A 26,721-nucleotide genomic window follows, 5' to 3' on the forward strand; every position below is an offset into this window, starting at 1 on the left:
AGCGCCGCAACGCCCTCAGCCTGCTCACGGCCACGCGCCTGTCGTTCTTGTCTATCAATCATGGTCATCAGTGTCTCAACTTTCAATCAAAAACACCCCCACTTACACAAACAATCTGACACCCTCCGCGCTGAACGGCGTGGTGAGCAGGTGGGCAAGATCGCCGTGCGTGAGCACGACGAGCACGCCCAGCAGGGCCAAGGCGATGCCGACCCCACCACGCCACCCAACCCGCTCATGGAGCACGATGAGGGCAGTCAGAGCGATGAGCGCCGGGTTGGCCGCATTGATCAGCGAGGCGGCGAACGCGCTTGACGTGCGCAGCGCCGCGTAGAGCAGGAAGTTGTAGGCGAACAGACCGAGCAGTCCCTGCATGAGCAGGAACCGCCAGTGGTGCAGCACGGCCATCCAGTCGGGATGCTCGACGACCTTGGCGATCGCGACGAGTGGAACCAATGCGATCGTCCAACGCAGGAATACGATGCTGAACGGGCTCATGCCAGCGACCGCGACTTTACCGAACACGTAATTGCCGGCCCAGAACAAGGCCGCCGCAATCAGTGCCAGGTAGGCGCGTGCATGCGCATTCATTGTTCGCTGCCTGTCAGACGGTCGTACTTGGCGATCTTGCCCTCGACCGCGGTGATGGACGCATCGAGCTGTTTGCGGCGTCGAATCAGCTCGTCACGGTAGTCGGCAAGCAGGGCACGTCGACCCTGACGGCCCAGCCGACCTTGTTCGCGCAGCTTGTTGAACTGGAGAATCCTAGGGATCGGCACTCCCGCTTCACGCAGCCAGCGGGTGCAGGAGATCCGTTCCGCGTCGAGGTCGCTATAGCGGCGGGCCCCACCCGATGTGCGACCGGCCGGGATGACCGCGCCAACATGCTCGTGGTAGCGCAGCGTGTCCGCTGGCACGCCCGTGCGCGCCGCCACTTGCCCAATCGACCAGCGAGGCTCCAACCAGGCGGGCGGCACCCCGTCAATCTCGCCCAACATACGCGTCGTGACAACCTTCATACCATCGAACATAGAACTTGAAGTCAACTTCAAGTCAAGAAACCGCGTGTCGACACCACCCCGGCCGGTCCGGAGCCGATCGTCACCGGACCCATCAGCGATGACGATCGAAGGACAGCTCCGGATCGTCGTCATCGGGGGCGTGGGCCGGCGACGAGCCTCTTAGCAGGATGGCCACCGTCCCTGCTCCGCGGCAGGTTGCGGGCGGCGACCGGCGGATTTTGCTGTCGTCGGCTCCTGGCAGCGCTCACGGAACTGTGTCTGCCGGGCGCGGTCCTGGCAGGTGATCGAGCAGTAGTGCCGGCCGCCGCAATCAGCCTCTCGTCGTCGGCGGCGCCTGGTCCTCGCGCCACTCTGCCCTTCATCCTCATCGCCCTGCCATGGACCGTGCGCAAATCCACGCAGCCCGGATTCGACTGGACCGGACTCGCGCTCGGCAGCCTCACCCTCGACCACGTCTCCTCACGGCTGGCCACCATGTTCCGGGACCAGGACTTTACCAGACTACCCATCGCCTTCGCTGATCAACTCTTCATCCTCGAATCATTCAGCACGCTCGCCGCCTCCTTCTCATTCCTCGACCCCGACGGCTACACCGTGACCATGCACGACAAAGCCTGACCCGACCCACCGTCCTCCTAGCTCTTGCCAGCTGTCCTCATCGACAGCGCTGACAACGACGAACTCGTTCCCGGAGCCTCCTGCAAGACGCAACAGACTGAGCCGCGCGCACAGCAGTCTGGGCATCATCAGCCTCTCGAAGACCAATCCTGCGGGGCGCGGTGCGTACCTTCCGGGCATGAAGACTTCCACTGACTCCCGTTCTCGAGTCCACCTCTACGCGCTCATCGCCGCATCCCTCGCCCTCATGCTGCTGGCCGGGGTCGGCATCTACGGCCTGCCCACCGGCCCCACGCCACCCGCCGCGCACTCATCGGCAGCCACACCGCCCAGTACCGCGCCGACCGCACACGCCAACCCGTCGCCGACGGTGGCGAAGCCGTCGGCCGTGAAGGGATCGCGCAACCCAGACGTGTTCACCTGGGATACGACTGGGCGAGTTTTAGTGATTGTTGTAACGCTTGTTCTTTCGAGAGGGGGGACGGATGTCGCATTTTACGAGTACCGGGGGATTATCTATCCCAGGAGGGGCCTGATGTGCGCGGCGAAACGCGCTCGCTATATCGAAGTGTTGAACCAGGGGTTGAACTTCACCCAGGCGGCCAGCGCGGCCGGAGTATCTAAGCACACCGGCAAGGTATGGCGCAACGGGCGCACCAGGAGCACGGGAAGGAACGAGCACGCGTCGGTAGACTGGTATCGTAAGCCCAGACCCATCAGCTCGCGGTATCTGAGCCAGGTCGAACGCATCACGATGGCCAGTCGATCCGCGCGCCGGCCAGTCGATCCGCCCGATCGCCCGGCGTCTGGGTCGAAGCCCGTCGAGCATCAGCCGCGAGATCCGGCGCAACACGAATCCCGCCAACGGCAGCTACGAGCGGCGAGTTTTAGTGATCGTTGCAATTCCTGTTCTCCGTTGCCGCCGTGCTGCTCATCAATCCAGTTCTCGGAGCATGCGCCTTAGTTCTATGCGTTCCCATGGCACTGGCACCCATCGTGGCGAAGCGACCTGTAGATCTCGCGCGCCATGGCACAGCCGTGGCCATGGATATTCTGCATTACGGCGTATGGATTATCGGAGGATTGCTCATCATGCATGGCCGCATCACTCCTCAAGTGCTGAGCATGGTTGATACCGTCATCATCGTCGCAAACCAAGAAATCATGGACATCGGCTCTCCTGAGCAGGTTCATGCCTCAATCGAGAAACTCAATTTGATTATCGAACACTAGCCAAAGCAGCAACGGAAAAGATGGATGCTTGATCGGACTGCTTCCAGAGGCGAGGGCCCTTGTTCGGGGGCATATAGACGGGTCTCGCCGCCGCACACGCACAGACTTCAGGCGTTCCTGAACCGCACGGCGAAGAAGGGCCTGCACCGGCAGGTGCAGGTTCTTGCAGCGAACCCACGATCACTCGCCGGATCAAGGGCACATGCGACAGCAGACGCGACGGCAACGCCTTCCGGTCAGGCCTGCAAGTTTCGACCGGTCCGGGGAACGCCAGCACGGGGTCTGCGACACCGTAGCCGCGAAAGCGAATAGATAATGATGCCGGAATTGCATAGCAAGATTGACACCATGTCAACGAGGGCGTATGGTGATTTCGCAGTTGACATCGTGTCAACAGCTGTTGGTTGTCGTAGCGCTATCGCAGAGGGAGGGGGCTCATGCCTACGCAGACGTTCTTTGGTCTCGGCGCGGCTAAGCGCGAGCGCATCGAACAGGCGCTGCTGCATGAATTCTCATCCCATCCGCTATGTGAGGCGCAGGTGGCCAGGATCGTGCGTGACGCCGGCATTGCGCGCGGCGCCTTCTATGTTTACTTCGATGATTTGGACGACGCCTATCGGTGTGCGCTTGCCATCGCGTTGCGCGATATTCACGGCGGACTGATTGATGCTTTGCAGGACAGTCCCGACGATACTCTTGACGTCTTTTATCGGTACACCTCGGCAGTGGTGCATCAAATGACTTCCTCGCCTTATGCTGATCTGCTTCGGCTGCACTGGCAGATCAATGAGGACCAGCTCCAGGGCCACGATGAGGCTGCCGGCCTCAGGGGAAAAATGGGGGAGGGGCGGAGCGAAGTGGAACGGTTTTTCGGCGACCACCCGCTTATCATCGCTGGCCAACCGCTGCGCGACAGCGATGCGAACTGCGTCGCAGTCCGCATGCTCACGCAGGCCAGCCATTGCTGCGTGCGCGATGTACTTGCAGGCAAAACAGTCGGGAACGTCATGGCTGACTTCGCCATGCTGCTTCAAATCATGCGGGACGGGTTGCGATGCCGTGCCGGGAACTGCGCAGAGAGTCCTGTTGTCGAAAACGCTAATACGAAGGAGGCGACGGACTCATGTTCCTCGCACTTAAGGAAATGAAGCACAGTAAGCTGCGTTTCTCGCTTATCATCGTTATGATCGTGCTCATCAGCTACCTCATTTTCGTGCTCACCGCACTGGCGTACGGTCTGGCCGAATCAAACCGTCAGGCCATCGATTCCTGGCAGGCGCAATCCATCGCGCTCAACGCCGACGCAGACGGCGGGCTCACCCAATCCTCGCTCAGCCCCGCACAGACATCGGCGCTTGTCTCAGAGGGATCTGCTGCACGCATCGGGCAGCTTGCCGCAACTGTCGCTAAAGACTCTGGGCAGGACAAAACAACCGTTCAGATTCTCGGCATCCGGACTGATGAGTTCATTTACCGGCAATTGCGCATTGCTGATGGTCGCAAGGACTTCGATGAGCATAACGTAATCGCCGATTCAGGTTTGCGTAACGTCGGCTATCGATTAGGCGATACCATCACGGTCGGGTCGAGCAATGCTGAGTTCACCATCGTTGGATTCACCGACGGCGCCAAGCTGAGTGTAGCTCCTGTGATCTATATGCCCCTGGGCGCTTGGAGCCAGCTGAAATTTGGTTCCGGCTCTAATGGATTCACCGGCGCCTCGCCGGCTGAGGTGCCTGCTGCGAGTGCTGTCGTGTTCAATAACGCGCAGCATTCAACGACTCCGGATGGTGTGGAGCGCTTGACGATCGGCGATTTCATCCAGGAGCTTCCTGGCTATCGCGCGCAGAATCTCACGTTCCAATTTATGCTTGTGTTTCTGTTCATCATTACGCTGGTGATTGTCGCTGTGTTTCTTTATATCCTTACGATGCAAAAGATACCGAATTTCGCCGTACTCAAAATGCAAGGTATCCTCACGAGATACCTCATCCGCAATACCATTGCGCAGGCATTGCTCATCACTCTCATCGGCGTGGCTATCGGCGCGATCCTGACCGCGCTCACCGCGATATTCATTCCTCCTTCAGTGCCGATGAGTTTCAACGTCCCCTTGCTTGCGGCCGCAGGAGGGCTGCTGTTGATTATGTCGGCGATTGGTTCGTTGGCTTCGGTACACACCATCGCTCGTATCGATCCCATCGCCATTATGGAAGGCAATTGATATGAATACGACACTCAAGACAGTTGCTGGATCGGCCGGGCATGGCAAAACAGCTATTGAAATGAAAGCCATCTCCAAGGTCTACGGCAGTGCCGGCAATCAGACACAGGCGCTGCAGCACGTCGATTTCAGCGCCAGCTACGGGCAGCTCATCGCCGTTGTTGGGCCATCGGGATCTGGCAAAAGTACTTTTTTGGAGATCGCCGGCGGATTGCAGCCTCCCACTGCCGGCACCCTTGCCATCGACGGACATCCGTACCAAGGGCTTTCGGCTGGAAAGCGTGAAGAGCTGCGCCTCAATTCGATAGGGTTCGTGCTGCAGGCTTACAGCCTCGTCCCTTACCTAACTGTCGATGAGCAGTTCCAACTCGTGCGCAAAGTCAAGCGCACGCCGAATCTGGATCAGGACACCTTTGCCCGGGTGCTCAGCCGACTCGGGATCGATGCGTTGCTGAACAAATACCCTGAGTCCCTCTCCGGTGGGCAACGGCAACGTGTGGCGATCGCCCGATCGTTGTACGCCGATCCGAAAATTGTGCTGGCCGACGAGCCAACGGCTTCACTGGATAGCCCGCGCGCCTTCGAAGTCATGGAGATCTTCCGTGATCTGGCTCACTCGCTCGACAAGACCATTGTCGTCGTCACGCACGATACGCGCCTGGAGCGCTACGTGGATGCGCTGTACTCCATCACTGATGGTGTGATGCGCCGCGAAAGCATCTCGACGAAGACCGAAGGCTGAAGTTCGCTGTTGCTGCGTTGATATTGTCGTGTTCGAGGGCTTCGTCCCTGCCGCGGCCCAGCCTAGATGCAAGACGCGTTGGCACGAAATGGCAGCAGCCCGCAACAATGCCTGTGGAATTTCGTGAGAATCGTGACGTGGTTTGGCAGCTTGCGTCGCGCAGTTCAGACGTTCGGTCCAGCTGTCGCCTACGGCGTTTTCCACATACTGGCGCATAAGTTTCTTCGTCCGCAGCTGATGTGCTGGCGTCGGATATGAGGATTTGTGTGCAGCTGTTCCTTGTGATACGATAAACGCTTGTATGTGCCAATGGCATGCCTTATGTGATAGGCGTGGGCATTGGGATATCCCGACATCCGTTTGATCGCGCGCAGCAATGCGGCCGGCGAAAGGATGAAGGGCCATCGGGCCGGTGGACTGTGGCTATCTTTCGCGATTCGAAGTCGCTCGAGATGGGGCTGCAGCGCGGCGGCTTCACAAGAGACGAAATACATCATCTGAATCGGAGAGAATCAGTTGCCTACTATTGAACAACTCGTCCGCAAAGGACGCCAGGCAAAGCCGAAGAAGTCGAAGACTTTGGCAATGAAGGGGAGCCCGCTGCGCCGCGGCGTGTGCACCCGTGTATATACGACCACGCCGAAGAAGCCGAACTCGGCTCTGCGTAAGGTCGCCCGTGTGCGCCTGAGCACCGGCATCGAAGTCACCGCTTACATCCCGGGCGAGGGCCACAACCTGCAGGAGCACTCCATCGTGCTCGTGCGCGGCGGCCGTGTCAAGGATCTGCCGGGTGTGCGCTACCACATCGTGCGTGGCGCCCTTGATACGCAGGGTGTGAAAGATCGCAAGCAGGGACGTTCCCTGTACGGTGCAAAGAAGGCGAAGTAAGAGATATGTCACGTAAAGGACCCGCTAAGAAGCATCAGCTGCTGCCCGATCCGATCTACGGTTCGACCGTGGTGGCTCAGCTCATCAACAAGATTCTGCTCGACGGCAAGAAGGCCATCGCCGAGGACATCGTCTACACCGCCCTCGAACAGGTCAAGGACAAGACCGACCAGGAGCCGGTTGCCGTCTTGAAGCGTGCGCTGGACAACATCCGCCCGAGCCTTGAGGTGCGCTCCCGCCGAGTCGGCGGCGCGACCTACCAGGTCCCCGTCGAGGTCAAGCCTGTCCGCGCGAACGCTCTGTCGCTGCGTTGGCTGACTGATTTCTCCCGCAAGCGTCGCGAGAAGACCATGGCCGAGCGTCTCGCCAACGAGATCCTCGACGCCTCCAATGGCCTGGGCGCTTCGGTGAAGCGTCGCGAGGACACCCACAAGATGGCGGAAGCCAACAAGGCCTTCGCCCACTACCGCTGGTAATCCGTCCAAGAGCGAAAGCGTAAGGAAATACACATGGCACTAGATGTGCTCAACGACCTCAATGAGGTCCGCAACATCGGCATCATGGCTCATATCGATGCCGGTAAGACCACGACGACCGAGCGTATTCTGTTCTACACGGGCAAGAACTACAAGATCGGCGAGACCCACGACGGCGCTTCGACCATGGACTTCATGGCGCAGGAGCAGGAGCGCGGCATCACCATCCAGTCCGCCGCGACCACCTGCTTCTGGAATCGCCAGTCGCACGATCCCGAGCAGAAGTACCAGATCAACATCATCGACACCCCCGGCCACGTCGACTTCACCGCCGAGGTGGAGCGTTCGCTGCGCGTGCTCGATGGCGCCGTCGCCGTCTTCGACGGCAAGGAAGGCGTGGAGCCGCAGTCCGAGACCGTGTGGCGTCAGGCCGATAAGTACGGCGTGCCGCGCATCTGCTTCATCAACAAGATGGACAAGCTCGGCGCCGACTTCTACTACTCCGTAGACACCATCAAGTCCAAACTTGGCGCCACCCCGCTCGTCGTCCAGCTGCCGATCGGCGCTGAGAACGACTTCATGGGCGTCGTCGATCTGATCCGCATGAAGGCGTACGTCTGGAACGACGTCTCCGGCGATCTGGGCGCACACTACGACACCACCGACATCCCCGCCGATCTGCAGGCCAAGGCCGAGCAGTACCGCTCGGAGCTGCTCGACGCGGTCGCGGAATCCGACGAAGAGCTGCTCGAGAAGTATCTCGAGGAAGGCGAGCTGTCCGAAGCCGAAATCCGCTCCGGCATCCGCAAGCTCACCGTCGCTCGCGAAGCGTATCCGGTGCTGTGCGGCTCCGCATTCAAGGACAAGGGCGTGCAGCCGATGCTGGACGCGGTCGTCGACTATCTGCCGAGCCCCGAGGACGTGCCGTCCATCGTCGGCTTCGATCCGAAGGATGAGTCCATCGAGATTGACCGCAGGCCCGTCATCGAGGATCCTTTCTCGGCGCTGGTCTTCAAGATCTCGACCCATCCGTTCTACGGCAAGCTCGTGTTCGTGCGCGTCTACTCCGGCAGGGTCACGCCCGGCGACTCCATCTACGACTCCACCAAGGGCAAGAAGGAACGCGTCGGCAAGATCTTCCAGATGCACGCCGACAAGGAGAATCCGGTCGATTCGGCCGAGGCTGGCAACATCTACACCTTCGTGGGACTCAAGAACGTCACTACCGGCGATACGCTGTGCGATGAGAAGAACCAGATCTCCCTCGAATCGATGACCTTCCCCGATCCCGTAATCGAAGTGGCCGTCGAGCCCAAGACGAAGGCCGATCAGGAGAAGATGGGCCTGGCGCTGGCCAAGCTCGCTGAAGAGGATCCGACCTTCCAGGTCAAGACCGACGAAGAGTCGAGCCAGACCCTCATCTCCGGCATGGGCGAGCTGCAGCTCGACATCATCGTCGACCGCATGCGCCGCGAGTTCAAGGTCGACTGCAACGTCGGCAAGCCGCAGGTCGCCTATCGCGAGACGATCCGCAAGGCCGTCATGAATCAGGAATACACCCACAAGAAGCAGACCGGCGGCTCCGGCCAGTTCGCCAAGGTCCTGATGAACTTCGAGCCGCTGGACACCGAGTCCGGCGAAACCTACGAGTTCGAGAACAAGGTCACCGGCGGCCACATCACCAAGGAATTCATTCCTTCGATCGATGCGGGCGTGAAGGAAGCCATGGAATCCGGCATCCTCGCCGGCTTCCCCGTGGTAGGCGTCAAGGCGACCGTTACCGATGGCCAGATCCATGACGTCGACTCCTCGGAGATGGCGTTCAAGATCGCAGGCTCCATGGCGTTCAAGACCGCGGCCCCCAAGGCCAAGCCCGTCATCCTCGAGCCGATTATGGCTGTCGAGGTCCGTACTCCCGAGGAGTACATGGGCGAGGTCATGGGCGATCTGAACTCCCGCCGTGGCTCCATTCAGTCGATGAACGATGCCACTGGCGTCAAGGTCATCGACGCGAAGGTGCCGCTGAGCGAAATGTTCGGCTACATCGGCGATCTGCGTTCCAAGACGCAGGGCCGCGCGATGTTCACCATGCAGATGGATTCGTATGCGGAGGTCCCCAAGGCGGTCTCCGACGAGATCATCAAGGCCCAGCGCGGCGAGTGACACGCGATGCTGCAGACGGTGCATCTGTCCCCAGTCGGCACTATGATTTTGTAGCGCTGACTGGGTTCGGGCACCGTTTATGGCAAGCGACCCAGAAACCCAGTAAAATGTAGCGGGTGCCTGGTGCTCAGGGCACAGGCAAACTACGAGACGTCCAGGAGGACAAAACATAATGGCAAAGCAAAAGTTCGAGCGCACCAAGCCGCACGTCAACATCGGCACCATCGGCCACGTTGACCACGGCAAGACGACCCTGACTGCGGCTATCTCCAAGGTGCTGCACGAAGAGTACCCCGATGTCAACCCGGAGTATGATTTCGCCCAGATCGACGCCGCTCCCGAAGAGCAGCAGCGCGGCATCACCATCAACATCGCCCACATCGAGTACCAGACCGAGAAGCGCCACTATGCGCACGTCGACTGCCCCGGCCACGCCGACTTCGTGAAGAACATGATCACCGGCGCCGCTCAGATGGATGGCGCGATCCTCGTGGTCGCCGCCACCGACGGCCCGATGGCCCAGACTCGCGAGCACGTGCTGCTCGCCCGTCAGGTTGGCGTTCCGAAGATCCTCGTCGCCCTGAACAAGTGCGATATGGTCGACGATGAAGAGCTCGTCGAGCTCGTCGAAGAAGAGGTCCGCGATCTGCTTGAGGAGAACGGCTTCGACCGCGACTGCCCGGTGATCCACACCTCCGCTTACGGTGCGCTGCACGACGACGCCCCGGATCACGAGAAGTGGGTCCAGTCCGTCAAGGATCTCATGGACGCCGTCGACGACTACATCCCGACTCCTGTCCACGACCTCGACAAGCCCTTCCTGATGCCGATCGAAGATGTCTTCACCATCTCCGGCCGCGGCACCGTGGTGACCGGTCGTGTCGAGCGCGGCAAGCTGCCGATCAACACCAACGTCGAGATCGTCGGCATCCGCGACACCCAGACCACCACCGTCACCTCCATCGAGACCTTCCACAAGCAGATGGACGAGGCTCAGGCTGGCGACAACACCGGTCTGCTGCTGCGCGGCATCAACCGCGAGCAGGTCGAGCGCGGCCAGGTCGTGGCTGCTCCGAAGTCCGTGACTCCGCACACCAATTTCGAGGGCGAAGTCTACGTGCTGACCAAGGATGAGGGCGGCCGTCACTCGCCGTTCTTCTCCAACTACCGTCCGCAGTTCTACTTCCGCACCACCGACGTCACCGGCGTCATCACGCTGCCGGAAGGCGTCGAGATGGTCCAGCCCGGCGACCACGCCACCTTCACCGTTGAGCTCATCCAGCCCATCGCCATGGAGGAAGGCCTGACCTTCGCCGTGCGCGAAGGCGGCCGCACCGTCGGCTCGGGCCGTGTCACCAAGATCCTCAAGTGAGCGATCCGCTGACGCAGCTGCGCTGAAGCTGCCTGCATAGGCAGCGAACGCAAGGAATCAATCCCCAAGGGCTTAGGCTCTTGGGGATTCTTGCATATATAGACATATTCGCGGCGCTATCGCACCTGTATAGGCACTGTGGCATAATAGCGGAGGCAAATTTTGACTCTGCCCATGAGATTGAAAATAGGTGACTTTACGTGGCACAAACAACCAATGACATCAAGAACGGTTCGGTTCTGAATCTGGACGGCCAGCTGTGGGCCGTCACCAAGTTCCAGCACGTCAAGCCCGGCAAGGGTCCGGCCTTCGTGCGCACCACCATCAAGAACGTGCTTTCGGGCAAGATCGTCGACAAGACCTTCAACGCCGGCATGAAGATGGAATTCGAGACGGTAGACAACCGCACGCTGCAGTATTCCTATGAAGACGGCGACAGCTTCGTGTTCATGGATATGACGACCTACGATCAGGTCAACATCCCTCAGACGCTCGTTGGCGATCAGGCCAAGTACATGCTCGAGGGCACGGACTGCATCGTGAGCTTCCATGACGGCACGCCGCTGAGCGTCGAGCTGCCGGCATCGGTCATTCTCACCATCACGCACACTGAGCCTGGCGTGCAGGGCAACCGCTCGAGCGCAGGCACGAAGCCGGCGACTGTGGAGACTGGTGCCGAGATTCAGGTGCCGCTGTTCGTGGGCGAGGGCGAGAGAGTGAAAGTCGATACGCGCGACGGCTCCTATCTGGGCCGCGAGAACTAAGGCGGCACCGGTTTATGGCACGTTCCACTGCTCGCAAGAGAGCGCTGAACACGCTGTACGAGGCTGATGAGAAGGGACAGGATTTCCTGTCCCTTCTTGCTGAGCGCATCGCACAGCCCGGGGCACAGACCCCGCTGCCTGATTACGCCATCGAGATCGTGCGCGGCGTGGCTGATAACCGCGTCACCATCGATCGGGCGCTTGACGAGCATTCCACCGGTTGGAAGATTCGCCGCATGGCTGTGGTCGATCGCAACATTCTGCGCATCGCCGCCTGGGAGATCCTGCGCAACGACGAGGTTCCCGACAAGGTGGCCATCGACGAGGCGCTGAGTCTGGCTCGCACATTGAGCGATGACGACTCCCTGTCCTTCATCCATGGACTGCTCAGCGCGCTGTGCGCCGACAAGGAGCAGTATCCCGTCCGCAATGAGGACGATGAGGCAGAGGCAGCCGATGCATCCGAAAGCGACGAGTCGTCCGAGACGGCCGTTTCGGCTGAGGCAACTGGCTCGGACGCTGCAAATGGCTCGGCTGACGCAACTGAGTCCACTGAACCGGCACCGTCCAATCCAGCGGACAGCCAGCCCGATCAGCAAGCCAGCGATCAGCAGAGCAGCGATCTGCAGAACACAGATCAGCAAGCCAGCGAGCAGGAAACCGCAGCACAGGAAACCTCAACGCAATCGCAGGATGCTATATCTTCCTCTCAGATGGATTCCGGTGTGAGCAACACGACAGAATAAGGCAACCGACAGCGGCGAACGGCCGGGCCGCGAGTCCCAACCGGCCACTAATCTTGAGTTCCGATACGAATTCGAGGGAAAAGGGGTTTTGGTGAACCAGAACGATTCCGTGGCCAGCAGCTTTACGCCATCCGATGCCGTGCTCGTGCTTGAGGATGGGCAAGTGTATGTCGGCGATCCGTATGGCGCGGTCGGCTCGACCTGCGCCGAGATCGTCTTCTCGACCAGCATGACCGGATACCAGGAGACGCTCACCGATCCCAGCTACGACCGGCAGATCGTCGTGCAGACCTTCCCGCACATCGGCGACACTGGTGTGAACAGTGAGGACCCGGAGTCCTCGCGCATCTGGGTCGCCGGCTACGTCGTACGCGAGCCGAGCCCCAATGTGAGCAATTGGAGGGCATCGAGCAGTCTTGACGACGATCTCGCCGCCCAGGGCATCGTCGGCATCTGCCGCATCGACACCAGGAAACTGGTGCGTCATCTGCGCTCCGCAGGCGTGATGCGGGCCGGCATCTTCTCCGGCGACACGCTCAAAGATCCAGCGACAGGCACGCTGCGCAGCATCGACTCGCTGCTCGCGCAGGTCAGGCAGACCCCGCAGATGAAAGGCCTGAGCCTGTACGACGAGGTCAGCACCGAGGAACGCTACATCATCGAGCCCGCTGGAGAATTCGAAGGCAAGGAGCCGCTCTTCACCGTCGCTGCGGTGGATCTGGGCATCAAGGGAATGACCCCGCACCGTTTGGCCGAGCGCGGCTGCCGCGTGCAGGTCGTGCCTTCGACCGTCACCTTCGAGCAGATCGAGGCGCTGCATCCCGACGGCGTATTCTTCTCCAATGGCCCGGGAGACCCTGAACAGTCCGACCCGGTGGTCGAACTGCTGCGCAAGGTCCTGAAAGCCGGATACCCCTTCTTCGGCATCTGCTTCGGCAACCAGCTGTTTGGCCGCGCACTGGGCTTCGGCACCTACAAGCTCAAATTCGGGCATCGCGGCTCGAACCGGCCGGTCAAGGATATGACCACCGGCAAGGTCGAGATCACCACGCAGAACCACGGCTTCGCCGTCGACGCGCCAATCGGCGAAACGGTGCCCTCGCCGTACGGAAACGGCGAGTTCGGCCGGGTGTTCGTCTCGCATATCGATCTCAATGATGATGTGGTCGAAGGCCTGCAATGCCTCGACATTCCAGCGTTCTCCGTGCAATACCATCCGGAGGCGGCGGCGGGCCCGCATGACGCCGCCTACCTCTTCGACCGTTTCGTGGACCTCATGGCCTCCGCCAAGAAAGGTGAACTCCTCAATGCCTAAGCGCACCGACATCTCATCCGTTATGGTCATCGGCTCCGGCCCGATTGTCATCGGGCAGGCCGCCGAATTCGACTACTCAGGAACTCAGGCATGCCGTGTTCTGCGCGAGGAGGGCATCAGGGTCATTCTGGTCAACTCCAACCCAGCGACCATCATGACCGATCCTGAAATGGCGGACGCCACCTACATCGAGCCGATTGCCACGCCGATTCTCGAGCGTATCATCGCCAAGGAGCGCCCGGATGCGCTGCTGCCGACCCTCGGCGGCCAGACCGCGCTGAATGCGGCCATAGCCCTAGGCGAGGCCGGCGTTCTCAAGAAGTACAACGTCGAGCTGATCGGTGCCTCGCTTGAGGCGATCAACCGCGGCGAGGACCGCGAGCAGTTCAAGAAGGTCGTGGACAAGGCCGGCGGCGAATCCGCCCGCTCGGATGTCGCCCACACCCTCGAAGAGGTGGATCGCATCGTCGATGAGCTCGGCTATCCGGTGGTCGTGCGCCCCAGCTTCACCATGGGCGGACTCGGCTCCGGCATCGCGCACAATATCGAGGAGCTGCACCGCATCGCGGGAGCCGGCATCCACTATTCGCCGACCAACGAAGTGCTCGTCGAAGAGGGCATCGAAGGCTGGAAGGAATACGAACTCGAGCTCATGCGCGACAAGAACGACAACGTCGTAGTCGTGTGCCCGATCGAGAATGTCGATCCGGTCGGCGTGCACACCGGCGACTCCATCACCGTCGCGCCCGTGTTCACCCTGACCGACCGCGAATACCAGCGCATGCGCGATATCGGCATTGCCATCATCCGCGGCGTCGGCGTGGAAACCGGCGGCTGCAACATCCAGTTCGCCGTGAACCCGGAGAACGGCCGCATCATCGTCATCGAGATGAACCCGCGTGTCTCGCGCTCGTCGGCGCTGGCTTCAAAGGCCACCGGCTTCCCGATCGCCAAGATCGCCGCCAAACTGGCGCTGGGCTACACGCTTGACGAAATCCGCAACGACATCACCCAGTCGACTCCGGCCAGCTTCGAGCCGACCATCGACTATGTGGTCACCAAGGTGCCGCGCTTCGCCTTCGAGAAGTTCCCGGGCGCCGATCCGCTGCTCACCACGTCGATGAAATCCGTCGGCGAGGCCATGGCGCTCGGCGGCAACTTCCAGGAGTCCCTGGGCAAGGCGCTGCGCTCCATCGACAAGCGTCACCTCGGCTTCAGCTGGGACGGCGAACGTCCGGGCGCCGAGGAAGTCACTGATCTGCTTGAGCAGATGTCCACGCCGACCGAAAACCGCTACTTGCAGGTGCAGCGCGCCCTGTGGGGCGGGGCCAGCGAACAGCAGATTTTCGACGCGACCAAGATCGACCCGTGGTTCGTGAAGCAGCTGGCGCTCATCAACCAGACCGCCATGCAGGTGCGCGAGGCTGAGACGCTTGACGCCAGGCTGCTCAAGAAGGCCAAGCTGGCGGGCCTGTCCGACCTGCAGATTGCGCACTTGAGGAACCTTGGCGACGAGGGCGAGAACACGATTCGCGAGCTGCGCTGGAACTACGGTCTGCGACCGGTCTACAAGACCGTCGACACCTGCGCCGCCGAATTCGACGCGCTCACGCCGTACTACTACTCCTGCTACGCCGACGAAAGCGAGCTGCGCGAGCGCAAGCGCGAAGCCGTGATCATCCTGGGCTCCGGCCCGAACCGCATCGGCCAGGGCATCGAGTTCGATTACACCTGCGTGCACGCGGTGCAGGAGCTCGGCAAGAACTACGACACCATCATGGTCAACTGCAATCCGGAGACCGTCTCGACCGATTACGACATGTCGGACCGGTTGTACTTCGAGCCGCTGACCTTCGAAGACGTGATGGAGATCTACGCGGCCGAGAAGAAGATGGGCCCGGTCAAGGGCGTCATCGTGCAGCTCGGCGGGCAGACCCCGCTCTCGCTGGCCGCGCGTCTCAAGGCCGCTGGCGTGCCGATTCTGGGCACCTCGCCCGAAAGCATCGACTTGGCGGAGAACCGCGAGCTCTTTGGCGAGGTCCTGCGCCGCGAGCACTTGAACGCGCCGCGCTACGGCACTGCGCTGAGCATGGACGAGGCGCGTGACGCCGCCCATGAAATCGGCTACCCGGTGCTCGTGCGGCCCAGCTATGTGCTTGGCGGGCGCGGCATGGAAATCGTGTATGACGACACGCAGCTCGAAAAATACGTCAACCGTGCACTTGACGAGGCTCGGGCTGACACGGTGGTGTCCGGCCGGCTGCCATCGCCGCTGCTCATCGACAAGTTCCTGCAGGACGCCATCGAAATCGACGTCGACGCGCTCTTTGACGGCGACGAGCTGTACATCGGCGGCATCATGGAGCATGTCGAGGAGGCCGGCGTGCATTCCGGCGACGCGGCCTGCACGCTGCCGCCGAGCACGCTGTCCGACGATCAGATGCGTCGTCTGCGCGAGGCCACGCTCTCGATCGCGCAAGGCTGCGGCGTGCGCGGGCTGATCAACGTGCAATACGCCTTCATGGCGAACACGCTGTACGTGATCGAGGCCAATCCGCGCGCTTCGCGCACCGTGCCCTTCGCATCCAAGGCGACCGGCGTGGCGCTTGCCAAGGCCGCCGCACGCATCGTCGTGGGGGAGAGCATCGCCCAGCAGCGCGCCAACGGGCTGCTGCTGCCCAAGGACGACGGCGGCATCATCCGCCCCGGCCAACAGGTGGCGGTCAAGGAATCCGTGCTGCCGTTCAAGCGCTTCCGCACCCCGGTGGGCAAAACCGTCGATGTGCTGCTCGGGCCGGAGATGCGCTCGACCGGCGAGGTCATGGGCTTCGACCGCGACTTCCCGCACGCCTTCGCCAAAAGCCAGCTTGCAGCCTATGCAGGTGGCCTGCCGACCTCGGGCAACGTATTCCTGTCGGTCAACGACACCGACAAGCGCCAGCTGCCGCTGATGGCCGTGCGCCTGATCGAATTCGGCTTCACCATCTGGGCCACCGAAGGCACCGCTTCGGTGCTGCGCCGCTATGGCATCGAGTCGAAGATCGTCGACAAGATCTCGACCCGCGTGGACACGGCCGCTGATGCTCCTGCTCCTATCGAGCACGCCGAAGGCAGCGTGGGCAAGAATGTCGTGGACCTCATCGAGGATGGCACCATCGATATGATTCTCAACACCCCGAATTCGCGCGGCTCGCGCTCCGACGGCTATTCGATTCGTGCTGCGGCCATCGCCGCCGACCTGCCGCAGTTCACGACCATGACCGAGTTCTCGGCCGTGCTCATGGCGATTGAGGCAGTGAAAAAGGACGATTACCAGATCATGAGCATCCAGGAGCATGCACGCCAGCTCTTCGCCATGGAAAGGCAGTGATATCCAATGACCGAACGCCCCAGCCAGCCGGAGATGCTTGCGAAACGCTCTGATTTCGGAGTGCGACTGAGCAATTCGATGGCGAAGTACGGACCATTGTGCATCGGCATCGACCCGCACCGCAAGATTCTTACCAACTGGGGCTACAACGTGGACGCCGATGGTGCCGAGATGTTCTCGATGCGCATGCTGCAGGCGTCGCGTGGTCGGGCCGCGGCGGTCAAATTCCAGACCTCGATGTTCGAGCGCTACGGTTCCAAGGGCTTCGCGGCGCTCGAACGAGTGCTGTACACGGCACGCCAGATGGGCATCATCACCATCGTCGACTGCCTGCGGGGTGGGCTGCCGACGACGATTTCGGCGCTGGCGGACGCGTATTTCAAGAAGGATTCGCCTATGCTGGCGGATGCCATCACCTTGCTGCCCTATTATGGGGCGCGTTCGATCAGCCCGCTGGTCGAAGAGGCGCTCAGCAACGGCCGCGGCGTGTTCGTGGCATCGCTCACTTCGAATCAGGAGGGAGCGAGCCTGCAGACCGCCATCCGGCAGCGTGGCGAATACGAAGGCAAAACGGTGGCTTACGGCATCGCGAGCTGCGCCCAGAAGTTCAATGAGGGCTGCACCGGCATGGGGTCTGTCGGTCTGATCGTCGGCGCGACCATCGGACAGTGGATGAAGGAAAGTGGCGTGGACCCGGCCAGCTTCTCCGGTCCTATTCTCTCGCCCGGATACGGATGGCAGGGTGCCGAGGCCAAGGACCTTAAAACCGTGTTCAAAGGAACTAAAGGCAATGTGCTGGTGACCGTGTCGCGGTTCATCGCTTCGCATGGCCCCGACATCTCCCAGCTATCGATGGCCACCGAATCCATCTCCCTGGATATACGACAGGCGCTGTTGGAGGCGACTGAGGAGGGGCAGGACGATGACGACCAGGACTGACAACACCGACAACACCGACGGTACTGATACGAAGGATTACACTCAGTCCCGCGCCCAGCATGCTGACCACACAGGCCGGCTCATCGTCCTGACCGGTCCCACCGCCGTGGGCAAAGGCACGGTTGAGGCCGAGCTGCGGGCCCATCATCCCGAAGTGTGGGTGTCCGTTTCCGCCACCACGCGCGCGCCGAGACCTGGCGAAGTCGACGGACGCACCTACTGGTTCATGAACGAAGCGGAATTCCTCGCCAAGGAAGCGCAAGGCTGGTTCCTGGAAACGGCGGTTGTGCACAATATGGCGCATTACGGCACGCCGCTTCAGCCTGTGCTCGACCATATCGCCTCCAACACGCCCACGATTCTGGAAATCGACCTGCAAGGCGCCCGGCGCGTCAAAGACAGGGCCGCCGACATGGGGCTTGACGTCGTGTACGTGTTCATAGCGCCGCCGAACTATGACGAATTGGTGCGGCGACTGATCGGCCGGGGGACTGAAAACGAGGAGCAGCGGCGCAAGCGTCTTGAGACCGCGAAACTCGAATTGGCTTCGGAAAGCGAATTCGACGTGACCATCGTCAACAATACCGTCGAGCAATGCGCCGAAGATCTTTGGGCCATCATCGCCAAGGAATACGGGCTAGAACAGTAGCTGCCGCAGTTGGCTTCGTTGGCTGGTTTGGCTGGCTGATGCCGGCTAGGTACGCGTAATGCCCCTTTCGTGACGGTTAACCCGAATCAGCGTCACAAAAGGGGCAGAGCTTCGATGCGGAGTGCCATACACACAAGGAGGCGGGTTGCTTCACGAATGCATCGTGAAGCAACCCGCCTCCTTCGTTGCGCCCCAGTCGCATGGGGGGCAGAGCCAGACTGCTATCAGGCGAGACCGGAGAGCTTGTTGATCAGCTCGGGATCTCTGGTCGCGCCCTTGTCGGCGGAGCGGGCGAAGGCCGCATAGGCCTTGAGCGCGAGCGAGACCTTGCGGTCGCGGTGCGCCACATAGCCCTCGCCGGCCTCAAGCTCGGCACGGCGCTGGGCAAGCTGCTCGTCGCTCAGCTCGACGTCGATGCGTCGATTGGGGATATCGATCTTGATGATGTCGTCGTTCTTGACCAGGGCGATAGGGCCCTTGCTTGCGGCTTCCGGAGCCACATGGCCGATAGCCAAGCCTGAGGAGCCGCCGGAGTAGCGGCCGTCAGTGATCAGCGCGACGTCCTTGCCGATGCCTTTGCCCTTGACGAAGGACGTCGGGTAGAGCATCTCCTGCATGCCCGGGCCGCCTTTGGGGCCTTCGTAGCGAATGATAAGCGCCTGACCCGGCTTGAGCGTGTCGTTGAGGATGACCTCCACGGCCTCCTCCTGCGATTCGACGACGAGCGCCGGTCCGCGGAAGTTCCAGATCTCCTTGGGCACGCCGGCGGTTTTGACCACGCAGCCGTCGGGCGCGAGGTTGCCGCGCAGCACGGCGAGGCCGCCTTCGGTCACGGCCGGGTGCTCGATGTCGTGGATGGCGCCATTGACGCGGTCGGTATCCAGCTCGTCGAACAGCGTCTCATGCGTCCACGGTTCGGGGGAGATGATGTGCCCAGGCGCAGCGCGGAAGAGCTTCTTGGCTTCGTCGGTGCAGGTCGGGCGCATGATGTCCCAGGCGTTGAGCTTGTCTTCCAGCGAGGGGAAATCAATCGAATGCACATCGCGGTGCAGCTTGCCGCCGCGATCCAGCTCGCCCAAGATGCCGCTGATGCCGCCGGCGCGGTGCACGTCGGAGATCTCCCAGGGGCCGGAAGGGCTGGCCTTGCAGATGCACTGCACGGTATGGCTGATGCGTTCGATGTCTTCCAGCGTGAAATCGACGTCGGCGCTCTGGGCTGCGGCGAGGATGTGCAGCACGGTGTTGGTGGAGCCGCCCATGGCCACATCCATCGTCATCGCGTTCTCGAAGGCGTGCTTGGTGGCGATGTTGCGCGGCAGCACCGAGGCGTCGTCCTCGTGGTAGTAGCGGTCGCTCAGTTGCACGATCATCTTGCCGGCCTGCGCAAAGAGCTGCTTGCGGTAGACGTGCGAGGCCAGCACGGTGCCGTTGCCGGGCAGTCCGAGGCCAAGCGCCTCGACCAGGCAGTTCATCGAATTTGCCGTGAACATGCCGGCGCACGAGCCGCAGGTCGGGCACACGCTCGTCTCATAGGAGAGCAGATCGGCGTCGGAGACGTTGTCATCGGCCGAGGCATACATGACGTCGATCAGGTCAGTGCTTTTCTTCGTGCCGTCGGCGAGCGTCGTAGTGCCGGCCTCCATCGGGCCGCCGGAGACGAAGATCGTGGGGATGTTGAGCCGCATCGCGGCCAGCAGCATGCCGGGGGTGATTTTGTCGCAGTTGGAGATGCACACCAGAGCGTCGGCGCAGTGGGCGTTGACCGAGTATTCGACCGCATCGGCGATCAGGTCGCGGCTCGGCAGCGAGTAGAGCATGCCGGTGTGGCCCATCGCGATGCCGTCATCCACGGCAATCGTGTTGAATTCGCGCGGGATGCCGCCGGCGGCCTTGACCGCCTCGGACACCAGCCGGCCGACCTTGTTAAGGTGGACGTGCCCCGGCACGAATTCGGAGAACGAGTTGGCGATGGCCACGATGGGCTTGCCGAAATCCTTGCCGTCCACGCCGGCCGCCCGATAGAGTGCCCGGGCCCCGGCGAACATCCGGCCCTTCATGAGTTTTTCAGATCGCATTTGCATACGTCCCATTCAAATGTCAACGCACGACACCTGCGTGTTCGTGGCCGCATTGTGAAACGGTTGCACGCTCAAAGCCTGGTAGCGCTCACAGTCCTATAGATTGCGCACCACGCCGATGAACAGCGGCACGCCGTCCGGCGAAGCATATTCGTAGAGGAACGGGCGGTCGACCTTGAACTCGCGTGGGTTGGCAGGTGCGCTGGTAGCTGACAGGCCGACTTTAGTGTAGGCACCGGCTTTCGCGCCGACCTCATTCACCGCGATGCGAGTCCCCTGAATCACCGAGCTGATGTACAGCGGCACGGAGTTCTGGGTGAGCTTGGTGAAATCGGCGGCATTCCGGCTGAAGGCGTCTCGCATGCCCAGCTTGCGCAGGACAGCGAGGGTCGCGTCGCTATTGAAATCACTGTCGATGGTGAATCTGGGCAGGCTCAGATTGGTTGTCGCGGACCGTGCGGGTGCCTCGAAGGCTGTACGCAACGTGGATTCGTCCTGACACATGCTTTCGAAGCGGTTGGCGTCTGGCAGCAGGATCTTGAGTCTGCTGCCGTCGTCGAAGGGCAGGTCCGCCCGGTGCCAGCCGTCGCCGTCGGCTCCGTCCAATTCCAGACTCTGATGCATCATCGCTACCATATGGTCGTCTGTGGTGCCATGAAAGCGTGCATCGGTGGTTTGCGCGGACTCGAACGGTGAAGCCCAGCGTCCATCGGCGTAGACGGTATTGATGACGGACATGACCTCGTCCCGCCCGATGGTGATTTCGGGCCTGAGCATGCCTTTGGTGTGCTTGCCGATCCAGTCGGACATGCGTTGCGCTGTTTTCGCATCGCGGAAATCGGCGGATATGGTTTGCGCGTTGAAATCACGTTTCGCCAGCTTGACGAAATCCGTGCCGGGCTTGACTGACTTGTCGGCCCACAGCGAATTATCCATCTGCATAGCCGATTCGCCGGTAGCGCGCTTCCCGTTGATAGACAACATGAGCGAACGATAATCCTCGTCGGCCAATGCCTGATTGTCTAAGACATCATTCATCTGTGCGAGGGTGCTGCCATCCGCTCCGTGCGAAGCCAAAGCCAGCGCCATCCACATCGAGACAGGCGAGTAGTTCGCGTTGCCCTGCCTATTGAGCAGCGAGGCGTCGCTCAGATATGCCGTCGCGCTGCGGTATGCGAAATCATTGGTTGCGCTGACGGTTTTCGGTGTGGCCGGCACCGCCTGCGGGCGGCGATGTAGGAAGCCCTGCGCCCCGATGACTGCTACGGCGATGCCCACGACGACAATGACTGCGACGGCAGCGCCCCATTTCCATCGGCGAGGATGCTCCGCAACTGTATTTTGAGTCCTGTGCTGCTTCATATGGGTGCTCCCGTCGGCTTTGATCGTTGTGAGTCAATGCTCTTGGCTTACTTTGGTAATGATCTCGGTTTCGGGTTATCGATGCTCGCCGGGGCGCAGCTTAGCGCCTTTCAGCGCCGATTGACATGCAGCGCGTGCGCGATGAGCTGGTCGACGACGTCGGCGAAGGTCAGCCCTGCGGCCTTCATCATCCGCGGGTAGCGGCTGTAGGAGGTCAGCCCCGGCAGCGTATTGACCTCGTTGAGCACGGCCTTGTCGTCCTCGGTCAGGAACATGTCCACGCGGGCGATGCCGGTGCAGCCGAGCGCGCGATACACCTTGACTGCAGCATCCTTGATGATCTGCTGCTGATATTGCGGGATGTCGGCGGGGGAGATGAACTGCGAGTTCTGCGAGCCGGTTTCGGGCGAGTTCTCCAAGTGAATCCTCAGGAATCCGGTGGACAGCGCGACATGGTCGACCTCGCCAAGCGTCAGCCCTGACTCGTTCTCCAGAACCGAGCAGCCGATCTCCTTGCCGATGATGGCCTGCTCGATGAGCACCTTGCTGTCGTACTGCCGTGCGAGCGCCAGCGCGTCCGGCAGCTCATCAGGCCCGCTCACCTTGCTGACGCCGAAGGAGGAGCCGGAGCGGGCGGGCTTGACGAAGACCGGATAGTCCAACGCCTGCGGGTCCGGGCTGTCGCCGTCCCTGACGATATGGAAGCCGGGCGTCGCGATTCCCGCATCGGTGGCGACCAGATATGCTAAGGACTTGTCCATGCAGATGACCGAGCTCTCGACGTCGCAGCCGACATAGGGGATGCCGGACAGTTCCAGCAGGCCCTGTATCGTGCCATCCTCGCCCATGGTTCCATGGAGCGCGGGAAGCACTACGTCAAGCCGGATGACACTGGCCTCGTCGCCGTGCCATACCACCAGTCCGTGCACATCTCTGTCGGGCGAAAGCGAAGCCGGCACGAAGTCATGCTCCCAATCCGTATCCGGCCCCTTGCACAGCTTCCACGCCCCCTCACGGCTGATGCCGATCCAGTACGGCTCGTAACGCTGCGGGTCGAGGCTCTTGGCCACCTCGCATGCCGACTTGACCGAAACATCGTGCTCTTCGCCGATGCCGCCGAACAGGATGCCCACTTTGGTTGCACTCATTCGCGCTCTCTCCTTCACTTGGTGGCTTGCGTCCACCATTATGCGCCTATTCCTCAACGTCTCGTCGCGTCGAAGCATGCCATCTGGATGTCGATAAAAGAGTGTAGTCGAAACTACCCAGAATTCCCTACGATTATCCGACGAGGTGTCGGCAAGTGGCGGTTTGTGCGCGGCGGTCGGCTGCCGCAGCCCTGATGGGGCTAGGAAGTTGTAGTGAAATCGGCATGGTGCGATATACTGAATGCTTTGATAGCCGCACGCATGAATGCGGTGCGGCATCGTGTGACGACGATTGGAAGAGAACAACATGGCATTTGGCACTGAGCCCACCCCGGATGGACTGGCGAACCCGACGATCGACAATCTGATGGAGCACGCTGATTCCAAGTATGCGCTGTCGATTTTCGCTGCCAAGCGGGCACGGCAGATCAACTCCTACTTCACGCAGCTCAACGAAGGCCTGCTGCAGAATGTCGGGCCGCTCGTGGAATACAAGAACCAGGAGAAGCCGCTGTCTATCGCCTTCCGCGAAATCAACGAGGGCCTGCTTGAGGAGACCCTCGGCGAGGACGACCTGAGCGAAGGCAACTGATTTCCTGACGCTTTTCCTGCTGCTTCGCGCGGTATAGCCGGCTCCCGCCACACGGTGATTCGGCGTAATTCGGCCTCAGCGAACGCGGCAGCATAACGTATCCGCCCCGATTCGCGATGTGCACGCAAGACGTGACACGTCGTGGGTCGGGGCGTACTATATGCGGCATAACAAGGAGCCGGGGCACAGTATGCGGCCGTCCATGCGACCCGGCGACGACAAGGCGGAGCTCCGGTCACAAGGAGCAGGGGGAGTATATGGAACAGCGTCTGATTTCGGCGGAATCCGTCACCGAGGGCCATCCGGACAAGATATGCGATCAGATTTCCGATGCCATCCTTGACGACATGCTGCGTCAGGACCCGCATTCGCATGTGGCCGTGGAAACCTCGGCCACGACGGGCCAGTTCTTCGTCTTCGGCGAGGTGACCAGCGACGGGTACAGCGATATTCAGAGCATCGTGCGTTCCGTCGTGAAGAACATCGGCTATACGAGTTCCGACATCGGCCTGGATGCCGATTCCTGCGGCGTACTGGTCTCGCTGACCGGGCAGAGTGCCGAAATCAATCAGGGCGTGGCCCGCTTGGGGCGCGACGAGGAGTCGGCCGCCTCGCGTGAGGAGCGCTACGCCGCGCAGGGCGCCGGCGACCAGGGCGTGATGTTCGGCTATGCCAGCGACGAGACGCCAGTGCTGATGCCGCTGCCGATCTATCTGGCGCATCGCCTGGCGTATCGCCTGACCGAGGTGCGCAAGCAGGGCGTCATCAGCCATCTGCGTCCGGATGGCAAGACGCAGGTGACCATCGAATACGACGAGCAGGACCATCCTGTTCGCCTCGACACCGTGCTCATCTCCACGCAGCATGACCCCGAGGTCGACCATGACTGGCTGCTGGGCCAGCTCACCAAGCATGTCATCGAGCCGGTGCTCGATGAGGTTCTTGGCCGCAACCTCAAGCATGACGACTACCGCGTGCTGGTCAATCCCACCGGCTCGTTCGTGCTGGGCGGTCCGGCTGCGGACGCGGGCCTGACCGGGCGCAAGATCATCGTGGACACTTACGGCGGCGCGGCCCACCACGGCGGCGGCGCGTTCTCGGGCAAGGATCCGAGCAAGGTCGATCGCTCGGCAGCCTATGCCGCCCGCTGGGTGGCCAAGAACATCGTCGCGGCCGGACTGGCGCACAAGGTCGAAGTGCAGGTCGCGTATGCCATCGGCGTGGCCGACCCGGTCAGCGTCAACGTCGAGACCTACGGCACCGAAACGGCGGGCGTGAGCCGCGAGCAGATTCAGGCTGCAGTGCGCAAAGTTTTTGACCTGCGTCCGGCGGCCATCATCGACGAGCTCGACCTGCTGCGGCCCGTGTACCTTAAAACCGCCGCCTACGGCCACTTCGGCCGCACCGACCCCGATTTCACTTGGGAGCAAACAGACAAGGTAGAGGAACTCAAAGCCGCGCTGCGGTGACTGAACGATTCGGCCCGCGCTTTTCGCATTCGAGGAAAGGCGCGGGCCGAATCTTTGCGCCTTGGGTATAAGTGAAATCTTTACCGTGTGCGAAATCGTCACACAGTGCGCGAATAGGAGAACTAGGCTAGAGCAGGAATATTCCTGTGGATGGAGGCGTGTATATGGCGGGTATGACCGTTGCGGACATGATCGGGCTGTTTGCGGACGATACGGGGCAGGTGAATGTCACAGCGTTCGACGGCTCGTCGTTCGGGCCGGAGGATGCACCGCTGCATCTGGTCGTCAAGAATTCGAGAGCCGTCTACTATATGGTCGAGCACCCCAATGATCTGGGGCTTGCCCGTGCCTACTTGCAGGGCGACATCGACTCTCCGGAGATTCTTCCCGGCGACCCTTACACGGTTTTCAGGCAGCTGACCGAGCTGGAAGACAGCTTCCACCGCCCCGATCCAATCGGCTTGGCCAAGATGCTCTCCACCGTCGCCAAGCACGGCATCAGGCATCCGGAACGCCCGGCCATCGAAGGACCGAGCAAATTCAAGCGCATCACCGAAGGTCTGGTACCGCATACCAAGGCCGGCGACGCCGCCACGGTGAGCTACCACTACGACCAGTCGAACGAGTTCTACCGGCTCTTCCTCGGCCCCTCGATGACGTACACCTGCGCGGTGTTCAACACGCCAGAGGATTCTCTGGAAGAGGCCGAGGAGCGCAAGCTCAATCTGGTGCTCGACAAGCTTGGCGTCAAGTCCGGCGAGCGGCTGCTCGACATCGGCTGCGGCTGGGGCTCCATGGAGGTGCTGGCGGCCAAGCGTGGCATCCATGTGCTCGGCGTCACCTTGTCGCAGGAGCAGGTCGATTGGGCGCAGGACTGGATCAGGCGCGAGGGGCTTGAAGATTTGGCCGAGGTACGGCTGATGGACTACCGCGATGTGCCGGAGGGCGACTTCGACGCGATCTGCTCGCTGGGCATGATGGAGCACGTCGGCTTCAAGCACTACCCCTCCTATTTCAAGGAGATTCTGGACAAGCTCAAGCCCAACGGCACACTGCTCAACCACCAGATCACGCGCACGCGGTCCAGCGATGGCAAGACCGCCGGGCAGTTCATCGACCGCTACATCTTCCCCGACGGCGAGCTGGCCTCGCCCGGCGAGATCGAAATGGTGATTCAGGATACGGGCTTTGAGGTCGTGAACCAAGAGAATCTGCGCCAGCATTATGCGCTGACCCTGCACCAGTGGAACAAGAATCTGCAGGACCACTGGGACGAGGCCGTGGCGATGGTCGGCGAGCCGAAGGCACGGCTGTGGGGCCTGTATATCGCCGGCAGCGCGCTGAACTTCGAGCTGAACAACATTCAGATTCATCAGTTCCTGTGCGTCAAGCCGAACATGGAGGGCACGGATTCCTACCCGCTGCGCCCGTGGTGGTATGACGGATCCAGCCGCCGATAGACCGGGGACTCTAGCTCTGCAATAGCATGGGCCGCTGCAGGTTGAACTGCGGCGGCCCAGTCATATCAGTCATATGCGGCTTGGAGTCGAT

General features: G+C 61.4%; 23 protein-coding genes and 1 pseudogene. 19 read left to right on the forward strand and 5 right to left on the reverse strand.

Annotated features, from left to right (window positions below; translation table 11 throughout):
- Window positions 1–102 precede the first annotated feature (102 nt).
- The gene (locus LKK40_RS09275; RefSeq protein ID WP_304310344.1) at window positions 103–591 is read right to left on the reverse strand and encodes a DMT family transporter; all 489 of its coding nucleotides are present in this window, start codon (window positions 589–591) and stop codon (window positions 103–105) included.
- The gene (locus tag LKK40_RS09280; protein WP_304310345.1) at window positions 588–1,019 is read right to left on the reverse strand and encodes a MerR family transcriptional regulator; all 432 of its coding nucleotides are present in this window, start codon (window positions 1,017–1,019) and stop codon (window positions 588–590) included. Before LKK40_RS09280 ends, LKK40_RS09275 begins: the two co-directional genes overlap by 4 nt.
- Window positions 1,020–1,316: 297 nt before the next feature.
- Between LKK40_RS09280 and LKK40_RS09285 the strand changes: the two genes are divergently transcribed.
- The 16 genes and pseudogenes from LKK40_RS09285 to gmk all read left to right on the forward strand — a co-directional run bounded on the left by LKK40_RS09285 (window position 1,317) and on the right by gmk (window position 18,521).
- Window positions 1,317–1,640: a hypothetical protein gene (locus LKK40_RS09285; protein ID WP_304310346.1), complete on the forward strand. Its 324-nt coding sequence runs from the start codon at window positions 1,317–1,319 to the stop codon at window positions 1,638–1,640.
- Between the two features lie 535 nt (window positions 1,641–2,175).
- Window positions 2,176–2,518, forward strand: a pseudogene (locus tag LKK40_RS09290) (helix-turn-helix domain-containing protein); the annotation flags it as partial.
- A gap of 100 nt (window positions 2,519–2,618) precedes the next feature.
- On the forward strand, window positions 2,619–2,873 hold the full coding sequence (locus LKK40_RS09295; RefSeq protein WP_024463692.1) for a hypothetical protein: 255 nt from the start codon (window positions 2,619–2,621) through the stop codon (window positions 2,871–2,873).
- 437 nt (window positions 2,874–3,310) lie between these two features.
- Window positions 3,311–4,021 carry a TetR/AcrR family transcriptional regulator gene (locus LKK40_RS09300; RefSeq protein WP_051246116.1) on the forward strand — a complete coding sequence of 237 codons (711 nt, stop codon included), beginning with the start codon at window positions 3,311–3,313 and terminating at the stop codon, window positions 4,019–4,021.
- The gene (locus LKK40_RS09305; protein ID WP_024463693.1) at window positions 3,997–5,097 is read left to right on the forward strand and encodes an ABC transporter permease; all 1,101 of its coding nucleotides are present in this window, start codon (window positions 3,997–3,999) and stop codon (window positions 5,095–5,097) included. The genes LKK40_RS09300 and LKK40_RS09305 overlap by 25 nt, the downstream gene beginning before the upstream one ends.
- 1 nt (window position 5,098) lies before the next feature.
- Complete coding sequence (locus tag LKK40_RS09310; protein ID WP_024463694.1) at window positions 5,099–5,839, forward strand: ABC transporter ATP-binding protein; 741 nt, start codon at window positions 5,099–5,101, stop codon at window positions 5,837–5,839.
- A gap of 516 nt (window positions 5,840–6,355) precedes the next feature.
- Window positions 6,356–6,727, forward strand: coding sequence for a 30S ribosomal protein S12 (rpsL, locus tag LKK40_RS09315; RefSeq protein ID WP_024463695.1), 372 nt, complete (start codon window positions 6,356–6,358; stop codon window positions 6,725–6,727).
- 5 nt (window positions 6,728–6,732) lie between these two features.
- On the forward strand, window positions 6,733–7,203 hold the full coding sequence (rpsG, locus tag LKK40_RS09320) for a 30S ribosomal protein S7 (RefSeq protein ID WP_024463696.1): 471 nt from the start codon (window positions 6,733–6,735) through the stop codon (window positions 7,201–7,203).
- A 33-nt stretch (window positions 7,204–7,236) separates the two neighbouring features.
- On the forward strand, window positions 7,237–9,366 hold the full coding sequence (gene fusA / locus LKK40_RS09325; RefSeq protein ID WP_024463697.1) for an elongation factor G: 2,130 nt from the start codon (window positions 7,237–7,239) through the stop codon (window positions 9,364–9,366).
- A 172-nt stretch (window positions 9,367–9,538) separates the two neighbouring features.
- The gene (gene tuf, locus LKK40_RS09330) at window positions 9,539–10,738 is read left to right on the forward strand and encodes an elongation factor Tu (protein WP_024463698.1); all 1,200 of its coding nucleotides are present in this window, start codon (window positions 9,539–9,541) and stop codon (window positions 10,736–10,738) included.
- Window positions 10,739–10,938: 200 nt separating this feature from the next.
- The gene (gene efp / locus LKK40_RS09335; RefSeq protein ID WP_152581374.1) at window positions 10,939–11,502 is read left to right on the forward strand and encodes an elongation factor P; all 564 of its coding nucleotides are present in this window, start codon (window positions 10,939–10,941) and stop codon (window positions 11,500–11,502) included.
- Window positions 11,503–11,516: 14 nt separating this feature from the next.
- Complete coding sequence (gene nusB, locus LKK40_RS09340) at window positions 11,517–12,248, forward strand: transcription antitermination factor NusB (protein WP_304310347.1); 732 nt, start codon at window positions 11,517–11,519, stop codon at window positions 12,246–12,248.
- 91 nt (window positions 12,249–12,339) lie between these two features.
- On the forward strand, window positions 12,340–13,563 hold the full coding sequence (carA, locus tag LKK40_RS09345; RefSeq protein WP_304310348.1) for a glutamine-hydrolyzing carbamoyl-phosphate synthase small subunit: 1,224 nt from the start codon (window positions 12,340–12,342) through the stop codon (window positions 13,561–13,563).
- Window positions 13,556–16,933 carry a carbamoyl-phosphate synthase large subunit gene (gene carB, locus LKK40_RS09350; protein ID WP_304310349.1) on the forward strand — a complete coding sequence of 1,126 codons (3,378 nt, stop codon included), beginning with the start codon at window positions 13,556–13,558 and terminating at the stop codon, window positions 16,931–16,933. The genes carA and carB overlap by 8 nt, the downstream gene beginning before the upstream one ends.
- 33 nt (window positions 16,934–16,966) lie before the next feature.
- Complete coding sequence (gene pyrF / locus LKK40_RS09355; protein WP_434735137.1) at window positions 16,967–17,872, forward strand: orotidine-5'-phosphate decarboxylase; 906 nt, start codon at window positions 16,967–16,969, stop codon at window positions 17,870–17,872.
- Window positions 17,856–18,521, forward strand: a complete 666-nt coding sequence (gene gmk, locus LKK40_RS09360; RefSeq protein ID WP_304310351.1) for a guanylate kinase — start codon at window positions 17,856–17,858, stop codon at window positions 18,519–18,521. The genes pyrF and gmk overlap by 17 nt, the downstream gene beginning before the upstream one ends.
- A gap of 224 nt (window positions 18,522–18,745) precedes the next feature.
- Here the strand turns inward: gmk and ilvD are convergent, their stop codons facing one another.
- The 3 genes from ilvD to LKK40_RS09375 all read right to left on the reverse strand — a co-directional run bounded on the left by ilvD (window position 18,746) and on the right by LKK40_RS09375 (window position 23,109).
- A complete protein-coding gene (gene ilvD, locus LKK40_RS09365) occupies window positions 18,746–20,602 on the reverse strand; it encodes a dihydroxy-acid dehydratase (RefSeq protein ID WP_304310352.1) in 1,857 nt (618 codons plus the stop codon).
- A 93-nt stretch (window positions 20,603–20,695) separates the two neighbouring features.
- A complete protein-coding gene (locus LKK40_RS09370; RefSeq protein ID WP_304310353.1) occupies window positions 20,696–21,961 on the reverse strand; it encodes a serpin family protein in 1,266 nt (421 codons plus the stop codon).
- A gap of 110 nt (window positions 21,962–22,071) precedes the next feature.
- Window positions 22,072–23,109 carry a D-alanine--D-alanine ligase family protein gene (locus LKK40_RS09375; protein WP_304310354.1) on the reverse strand — a complete coding sequence of 346 codons (1,038 nt, stop codon included), beginning with the start codon at window positions 23,107–23,109 and terminating at the stop codon, window positions 22,072–22,074.
- Window positions 23,110–23,416: 307 nt separating this feature from the next.
- Here LKK40_RS09375 and rpoZ point away from each other — a divergent pair, with 307 nt between their 5' ends.
- From rpoZ to LKK40_RS09390, 3 genes are all read left to right on the forward strand, one after another.
- Window positions 23,417–23,701 (forward strand): DNA-directed RNA polymerase subunit omega, encoded by a 285-nt coding sequence (gene rpoZ / locus LKK40_RS09380; protein WP_152581384.1) that lies wholly within the window; start codon window positions 23,417–23,419, stop codon window positions 23,699–23,701.
- A gap of 257 nt (window positions 23,702–23,958) precedes the next feature.
- Complete coding sequence (gene metK, locus LKK40_RS09385) at window positions 23,959–25,170, forward strand: methionine adenosyltransferase (protein WP_304310355.1); 1,212 nt, start codon at window positions 23,959–23,961, stop codon at window positions 25,168–25,170.
- 164 nt (window positions 25,171–25,334) lie between these two features.
- Complete coding sequence (locus LKK40_RS09390; protein WP_304310356.1) at window positions 25,335–26,630, forward strand: SAM-dependent methyltransferase; 1,296 nt, start codon at window positions 25,335–25,337, stop codon at window positions 26,628–26,630.
- Window positions 26,631–26,721: the final 91 nt, after the last annotated feature.

This window comes from Bifidobacterium tibiigranuli (genome assembly GCF_022655035.1).
GTDB classification, from domain to species: domain Bacteria; phylum Actinomycetota; class Actinomycetes; order Actinomycetales; family Bifidobacteriaceae; genus Bifidobacterium; species Bifidobacterium tibiigranuli_A.